Origin of the sequence: Rubritalea sp. (assembly GCF_039830215.1) — a bacterium.
Lineage (GTDB): Bacteria > Verrucomicrobiota > Verrucomicrobiia > Verrucomicrobiales > Akkermansiaceae > Rubritalea.
In genome coordinates this window covers 1-7,254 of the sequence record NZ_JBDOPO010000296.1, presented here as the reverse complement: position 1 = coordinate 7,254, position 7,254 = coordinate 1, and the positions used below count along the sequence as shown (strand labels likewise).

Annotated in this window: 8 protein-coding genes; all 8 read right to left on the bottom strand. The window is 49.3% G+C overall.

Features of this window, described 5'->3' with window-relative positions:
* Positions 1-10 precede the first annotated feature (10 nt).
* Positions 11-1,906, bottom strand: coding sequence for a penicillin-binding protein 2 (locus tag ABGY95_RS09815; protein ID WP_347441503.1), 1,896 nt, complete (start codon positions 1,904-1,906; stop codon positions 11-13).
* Positions 1,907-1,908: 2 nt separating this feature from the next.
* Positions 1,909-2,244: a hypothetical protein gene (locus tag ABGY95_RS09810; protein ID WP_347441502.1), complete on the bottom strand. Its 336-nt coding sequence runs from the start codon at positions 2,242-2,244 to the stop codon at positions 1,909-1,911.
* 14 nt (positions 2,245-2,258) lie between these two features.
* Entirely contained in the window at positions 2,259-3,302 is a 1,044-nt protein-coding gene (gene rsmH, locus ABGY95_RS09805) for a 16S rRNA (cytosine(1402)-N(4))-methyltransferase RsmH (RefSeq protein ID WP_347441501.1), read from the bottom strand.
* 30 nt (positions 3,303-3,332) lie between these two features.
* A complete protein-coding gene (locus ABGY95_RS09800) occupies positions 3,333-3,797 on the bottom strand; it encodes a hypothetical protein (RefSeq protein WP_347441500.1) in 465 nt (154 codons plus the stop codon).
* Between the two features lie 319 nt (positions 3,798-4,116).
* Complete coding sequence (panB, locus tag ABGY95_RS09795; protein ID WP_347441499.1) at positions 4,117-4,878, bottom strand: 3-methyl-2-oxobutanoate hydroxymethyltransferase; 762 nt, start codon at positions 4,876-4,878, stop codon at positions 4,117-4,119.
* 20 nt (positions 4,879-4,898) lie between these two features.
* Positions 4,899-5,408 (bottom strand): 2-amino-4-hydroxy-6-hydroxymethyldihydropteridine diphosphokinase, encoded by a 510-nt coding sequence (folK, locus tag ABGY95_RS09790; protein WP_347441498.1) that lies wholly within the window; start codon positions 5,406-5,408, stop codon positions 4,899-4,901.
* 19 nt (positions 5,409-5,427) lie between these two features.
* Positions 5,428-6,165, bottom strand: a complete 738-nt coding sequence (dapB, locus tag ABGY95_RS09785) for a 4-hydroxy-tetrahydrodipicolinate reductase (RefSeq protein ID WP_347441497.1) — start codon at positions 6,163-6,165, stop codon at positions 5,428-5,430.
* 31 nt (positions 6,166-6,196) lie between these two features.
* A complete protein-coding gene (dapA, locus tag ABGY95_RS09780; protein WP_347441496.1) occupies positions 6,197-7,075 on the bottom strand; it encodes a 4-hydroxy-tetrahydrodipicolinate synthase in 879 nt (292 codons plus the stop codon).
* Positions 7,076-7,254 lie beyond the last annotated feature (179 nt).

Sequence of the window (7,254 nt, the reverse complement as noted above, 5' to 3'; positions counted from 1 at the left end):
TGACGTAAAATCATTTGTTTTTGGTAAGTTGTTCAGAGATTTCTTCCGTAGGAGTCAGGTGCATGTGCGCTGCAGTGCGCTCAGCAATCCGCTTCCAAATCGGTGCAGCTATGGAGCCGCCCCCGTGCTTTACTTTGGTTGTCTGTGGATCGTCAACAACAACCACACAAACAAAGGCAGGATTTTCTGCTGGGAGCATCCCAGCGAAGGAAACAGTGGAACGGTCTTTGTCATACATCTTCGTTTTCACGTTGTATTTCCACGCTGTTCCAGTCTTTCCTCCATTGGTAAATCCATCGACCTTTGAGCGCCACGCTGTGCCGTCCTTACGCGTCACAGTCATCAATGCTTCACGCATTTGTCGGGAAGTATCCTCAGTCAACACTCTGTGGATGATCTTAGGTTCATACTCCTCTATGAGTAGGCCTGAATTGGTATCAATTTTTTTAACAATATGCGGCTGCATCAATTTCCCTCCATTAGCTATCACACAATAAGTATTCGCTATCTGTAGTGGGGTCACACTGACGCCGTAACCATAGGCAACTCGTGAAAAGTCCGTTGGGTTTCCAGTATTCTTTAAACGTCCACTACTTTCACCTGCGAGCTGAATATTAGTCTTCGCACCAAAACCGAAGGCTCTCGCGTATTCATGATACTTATTCATGCCTACCTTCTTTGCTAATTTGTATGAGCCAACATTATTTGATTTCTGGAGGATCTTCCACACTGGAATCACTCCTTTAGGGTATTTATCTTTTACTGCCCTGGCTACTCCGTCGTTGTAATACCCATTCTCACAATCAATCATTGTTTCGATATTGACTAATCCTTCGTTGATCGCTGCTGCTGCTGCGATCACCTTGAAAGTAGAGCCTGGCTCGTAAATTGCTTGCAGCGCAAAGTTGTATCCGTTTGTGACTACTTTCTCACGTAGGTTTAGATTGTAGTGGGGACGGCTAGCCATCCCTAGGATCTCTCCTGTGTGAGGGTTCATCATAACCACACAGCCCTTCACTCCCTCAAATTCGGCCATACCAAGATCAAGTTCTTCCTCGCAGATGGCCTGTATACCCATGTCTAAAGTTAACTGCACATTGAGTCCATTATTTGGTGGGCGGAAAGCACCTTTATGCGCGGGCATCACATTGCCACGGATGTCTCGCATTTCGACTTCGTAGCCATTGGTTCCTTCCATCCACTTATTCATGGATGCTTCAACACCCGCCAATCCTTTGCCGTCACGACTGACATAACCGATCAAATGCGATGCCAACTCTGGAGCCGGATACCAACGACGCTTTTCCTCACGAAAAAAGAAACCTTTGATGCGTCTGTCTTCTATCAAACGCTCTAAACGCACAGCCAATTCAGAAGGCAGACCTTGATACACCACTCGTTCGCCCCCCTTCTTTGTCATGGGAATTTTGCTTTTCAGCTCTTCCTTACTCAAGCCCAATGGGCGAGCTAGCTCGTCGATTGCATAGTTGAAGTGCATTTCGACCAACTCAGTGGGGTTCTCGCTGTATTGATCGAGTAACTTCCGCACCCGAGTATTGATCTTCGAGTTCTTCTGCTTAGTGGTGCAGGTTTTCCACTCTGGCTCTTCACGGAGCTGGGAACATGCCACACCCTTAGCTACGTGCGCAGCCTCCTTGAGGTGGTATATATCCACCACAACAGATTTAGAGATCACCGTGTTCGCGATGATCTCCTCGTTGCGGTCGAGTAACACTCCGCGGTTGGCCTGTACCACCTCTTTACGCCGATAGGAATTCCCCGCATTCTCAGCATAGCGGGCTCTATCGAAAACCTGCAGGTAAACCAGCCGCCCAGACAATGCGCTCAGACTCGAAATGAGTATAAGGCAAAGTATAATACAGCGGCGCTGGGCGGATTTATCCATTTTTAGGGGGTAGTCTGTGCAATCGCAGAGGATGCTGATGTCACAACTTCGACGGCAGATGACGGAATTTGCTCCAGATCAGAGCCACGATTGGCAAGCTCGGCACGGATCATGTGACGGTTGAGCTTGCGGTCGATTTTCACCTGAACCATCTTCATGGTCTCTTCAGCTTCTTCGATACGTTTTTGGGCGTTATCGATCTCACGAGCCACCACAACCTGGCGGTTCTTCATGACAGCGTGCAGCACACCACCTGTACCTAACAGTGCAGTGATAATAAGAATCATCACTATGTGAAGTGATCCGAAATGGTTTGTTTGTGAACGTTTTTTATTCATTACAATTGATAGAGTTAGAGTCTTTCTCCCACTCGTAGAACGGCACTACGTGAGCGAGGGTTACGCTTCACCTCTCCAGCCGTCGCTTTGATCGGCTTGCGTGTGATAGCGTTAAACGAGTAATCGGGGTTTGGTCGTGGCTCGGGCCACTCGGGTCGGTCGATTTCTTTCATCGACGCGTTTTTGAGGAAGCGTTTGACCATTCGGTCTTCGAGGCTATGGAAACTGATGACGCAGAGTCGTCCACCCGAAGCTAGCAGGTCACCAGCTGTCTCTAGCAACTTTTTGAGAGCCCCTAGTTCATCATTCACCTCAATACGAAGCGCCTGAAAAACTTTGGTAGCCGGGTGAATTTTCTTTCCGTAGCGCGGGATCAACTTCTCGATACTAGCGGCAAGCTGAGTTGTGGTTACATAGGGGGTCTGTTGGCGTTGTTCGCAGATATACTTCGCAATCTTGCGAGAGGCTCGTTCTTCACCGTACTCCCAAATAATTCTCGCGATCTCTTGCTCGCTCCACTGATTCACAATGTCAGCAGCAGTCAGAGGTGAGCTAGGTCCCATCCGCATATCCAAAGGTCCTTCCCTCTGAAACGAAAAGCCACGTTCGTCACAATCGAATTGCCATGATGACACCCCTAGATCCACTAGCCATCCATCGACCTTCTCGATTCCTCGCTCGCGCATGAGCTCAAGCGCATCGGCAAAATTCCCCACAACAGGGTGAAATCTATCTCCAAATTTCTTCAGGCGCTTTCCTGCATATGCATGAGCTTGTGGGTCGCGGTCGATGCCGTAGACATCCGCTCCGCACTCTAACATCCTTCCAGTGTGACCGCCGCCACCAAGAGTTCCATCTACGAGCACCTTACCCGAGCCTGCTTGCATTGCCTGAACACATTCCTCTAGCAGCACAGTCTCGTGGTAATGAGGGAGATCCTCAGCCCCCCCACCACCTAGTACGGGGGCTTCTGAGTAGAGATAAGTATCCTGAGAACAGGAAATTATGCGATTCCCTGCCTTAGCGTTGGCCTCAGCTGCATGGTAGGAAAGCTTCATTGCTTACTTGGTTTTGGAGAATGATAAAGATCAGAAGATATCCATTTCCGCGTTGAGCTCAGCAATCTCAGCTTCCTCGCGAACACGCATTTCTTCATAGTTGCCGGGACTTATGATTTCGAAATATGCCCCTCTCCCGACGAGAGTGACCTGACCTTCCGGCTCGATATCTGGGTGACTACAGAGTGCCTTTGGCACTAACAGCTTCCCCTGTGGGTTCAGCTTTGTTTTCTGACAATCAGAATACAGCTTGCCGCTCATCATACGTCGTTGGGCTGGAGTCCAGTCGCTGCGATTCTGAATCTCTTCTAAAATCGTCGCGAACTCCTGCTCTGTTAGAACACGCAAAGTCGGTAGCTTGTATGCATTTGAACGCATCAGACGAAGCGTCCCGCTCCCAGCAGTCACACGCCAATCCGACGGAACAGACACCCGGCATTTGGGATCCATTTTGTGTTCGTACACCCCTTCTAGGGTATGTTCATACGTCGTCATATCGGCAGCTAATACATGTGAGCGCACTCTTATACACTTTGATACACTTCGATGTCAAACGCCAAAACGCTAGGAACCCTAGCAGCATGAGTGATTTACACCTAAATTCACCAGAACCATTGATAATCCAATAGTTAGAAAAGAAAACTAACACAAAAAATATTTCTAACGCCAAGCTCTACCACTTAGAACACAAACAGAGGCAAATCCCCTCCAAAGCCGTATTTTTCCGAGGATTCACGCCCATTTTGAGACGAAGTGTACTGGAGAAACCAGTATTCGGTGCACCCTAGTGCACCAGATCGAGCAAACCGATCAATTAGGCCTGCTCAATGTACCAGCGGACCGCTGCGCTCACATCCGCAGACACATTGGCCTGGGGTTTCGCAAATGGAGGGACGAACCAGGGGTAGGCCCCGACGAGATCAGTGATCACAGCCACCTCCCCGTCACAAGTTTTCTCACCACAGCCAATTCCAATGGTCGGCACTGTGAGAGCACCAGTCAGTCGTTGCGCTGTGTCAGCAACAACACTTTCTAAAACGATCGCAAAGACGCCAGCCGCTTCGAGTGCTCGGCACCCGTCGAGAATTGCTTCAAACTCCTCTTCGGATTTGCCCTTTTTCTTGTAGCCGCCTTCTTGAAGCACACGTTGAGGTAACATCCCCATGTGTCCAAATACTGGAATCCCAGCATCGACGATAGATTTAACCTTATCCGCCTGACGGACACCGCCTTCAAGTTTCACTGCGTCGGCGCCAGCCGCCACTAACTTCTGCGCATTTTCTAATGCTTGAGCTGGGCTACCGTATGAATGGATAGGGAGATCCCCAACAATCAGAGCTTTCTGGTTACCTCTCGCCACCGCTGCCACATGATGCAGCATATGCGCCATCGTTACATGCGTCGTATCAGGGTAACCTAACACCACCATCCCCAAAGAGTCGCCCACGAGCAACAAGTCCACTCCAGCTTCATCGAGAAGTCTAGCAGTCGGATAGTCGTATGCAGTAAGACAAGCAATTCGCTGTCCACCCTTACGCGCCTGCAAGGCTGCTGCTTTGATTTGGCTATTATTCATCTTTAGAGGAAATTAGATCACTACCAAACCGATTGCACCAAAGTGAGTGGTGGCTCATCTGAGTCTAGATAGCGATGGTGTTCAGAGATCGTTGCTGTGTCTCCCGGTAAAATGAGATTTGGCCTTATGTCATTGAGAGGCTGCAATACAAAACGCCTATCTAAGAGACGTGGGTGCGGAATAGTTAAAATTTCTTCCCTAATCACACCATTACCGAAGTAGAGAATATCGACATCGATCACCCGAGGTGAGTTTGGTTCATACACGGCTTCACGGCCCAAGCGGAACTCCACACCTTGCGTCATACGCAGCAAGTCATAGGGTTCACCCATATAGTCAATCTCTATGACTGTGTTAAAAAAATCAGGCGCATTACTTGCGCAATTGACTGGCTGACTTTGATAAATAGGAGCCTGCAGATAGAGTGACTCTGGATCCACCAACCCGCGCAGCATATCGCGCGCCACACGAATATTCGTGAGGCGCTGCCCGAGGTTTGCCCCCAATGCTATTCCTACGCGCGTTGCCATTCGTCGCTCTAATTTTAAATTACTTCAAGCCCAGCACATCCTGCATATCGTAGAGACCAGGTGCACGTCCTTGGAGCCAGATCGCAGCACGCACGGCGCCGCTAGAAAATGTCATACGGCTTGATGCCTTATGAGTGAGTTCAACACGCTCGCCATCAGCAGCAAACATGACAGTGTGGTCACCGACAACATCCCCGCCACGAAGCGTGTGCATACCAATTTCCTTGGACGGACGAGGACCAATATTCCCCTCACGACCGTGCGTCACGTCCTCCTTATAGCTAGTGCCCGTTTCATCATTGAGAATTTCCAACAAACGACGAGCAGTACCTGATGGTGAGTCGATCTTGTGCTTGTGGTGCATTTCAGTAACCTCGATATCAAAGGTCTCATTGCCCAAAATTTGAGCAGCTTTCTGAGTCAGATAAAAAAGAGTATTCACACCAACTGAGTAGTTAGCAGCAAACACGATAGGCAAGGTCTTTGATGCCTCTACGATACGCGCTTTCTCCTCGTCACTATGACCAGTCGTACCAATCACCAGTGGCACCTTGTTTTCAAGCGCTGCATTGAGCACGCTTTCTGTGAAATTGTGCACAGTAAAATCAATCGCTGCATCCACGCCCTCAAACGCAGTGAGAAGATTCTCACCGTGGTCGTGGGTTTTTCCGACAGCCGCGTGAGCGTCAGCTTCGGCAGCCTCGAAGAGAGCCTGGCCCATACGGCCAGATCGGCCAAGAATTAGAAGATTTGTCATAATAATAATAGTAATAGGTAGATAGGTGAGGCTAAATAAGAGAATATTTATTGAGTAGTGTGCGTACTTGTTCGAGGCCTTCACCCTTGAGGGGCAACATCGGTAAGCGGATCTCATCCGAACATAAACCCATCAGAGCTGCTGCTGCTTTTATTGGCATAGGATTAGTGTCCACTGACATCAGAGTGCTCAACAAGTTAAAATATTCTGCCTGAATTCCTTCAGCCTTAGCCACCCCCCCTGCAAGCATGGCATTGACCAGTGCTGAGATTTTATCGGGAACGATGTTAGATGCCACTGAAACGACTCCACAAGCTCCACGCTTCATGAACTCGATAGTTAATGGGTCATCACCGGAGAGGATTTCAAAACCAGTTGGCAGCACCGCCTTGAGTTGATCCACTCGTTCCACTCGACCACCAGCTTCCTTGATTGCAACGATAGTTTCGCACTCTTGAGCCAAGCGAGCCGCAGTCTCTGGCGCGATTTCCACGATCGAACGTCCAGGCACAGAATACAACATGATCGGCAAACTGGAGCTCTCAGCAATGGCTCGGAAGTGGTAATACAACCCCTCTTGAGACGGCTTATTGTAGTAAGGGGTCACTTGAAGTGAAGCGTCGGCACCGATAATCTCGGCTTCCTCGGTCAAATGAATTGCCTCAGAAGTGGAGTTAGCGCCAGTACCAGCAATCACTTTCACACGACCAGCAGCAGCATCGACAGCTATACGAATCACTTCAAGGTGCTCATCAGCATCCAGTGTTGGTGATTCTCCAGTAGTGCCTACGGGAACGATTCCCTGCACTCCTCCGGCGACCTGTTTCTCGATCAATTGGCGGAATGCTGCTTCGTCTACCTGACCATCGCGGAAAGGTGTGATAATTGCTGTGTGCGTGCCTGCGAACATGGCCGCAGCCTAGTCAACAAAGCTTCCGAGTCAAGAGTGCAGAATCGCTGAAAATCGAGGTCTAAATCGCGGGTAATCCAGAACTCTATAGTGGTCCCGCAAAACGGAGCAGGTAGCTTATTGATGATTTAGGCTGGTCTACGAGGGGACTAACACCCGAAATTAGACCTATGAGTAAA

Bases quoted from the DNA above. Each gene is read 5' to 3' on its own strand.
- ABGY95_RS09815 (WP_347441503.1), bottom strand. From the start codon at position 1,906: ATGGATAAATCCGCCCAGCGCCGCTGTATTATACTTTGCCTTATACTC.
- ABGY95_RS09810 (WP_347441502.1), bottom strand. From the start codon at position 2,244: ATGAATAAAAAACGTTCACAAACAAACCATTTCGGATCACTTCACATA.
- rsmH (WP_347441501.1), bottom strand. From the start codon at position 3,302: ATGAAGCTTTCCTACCATGCAGCTGAGGCCAACGCTAAGGCAGGGAAT.
- ABGY95_RS09800 (WP_347441500.1), bottom strand. From the start codon at position 3,797: ATGACGACGTATGAACATACCCTAGAAGGGGTGTACGAACACAAAATG.
- panB (WP_347441499.1), bottom strand. From the start codon at position 4,878: ATGAATAATAGCCAAATCAAAGCAGCAGCCTTGCAGGCGCGTAAGGGT.
- folK (WP_347441498.1), bottom strand. From the start codon at position 5,408: ATGGCAACGCGCGTAGGAATAGCATTGGGGGCAAACCTCGGGCAGCGC.
- dapB (WP_347441497.1), bottom strand. From the start codon at position 6,165: ATGACAAATCTTCTAATTCTTGGCCGATCTGGCCGTATGGGCCAGGCT.
- dapA (WP_347441496.1), bottom strand. From the start codon at position 7,075: ATGTTCGCAGGCACGCACACAGCAATTATCACACCTTTCCGCGATGGT.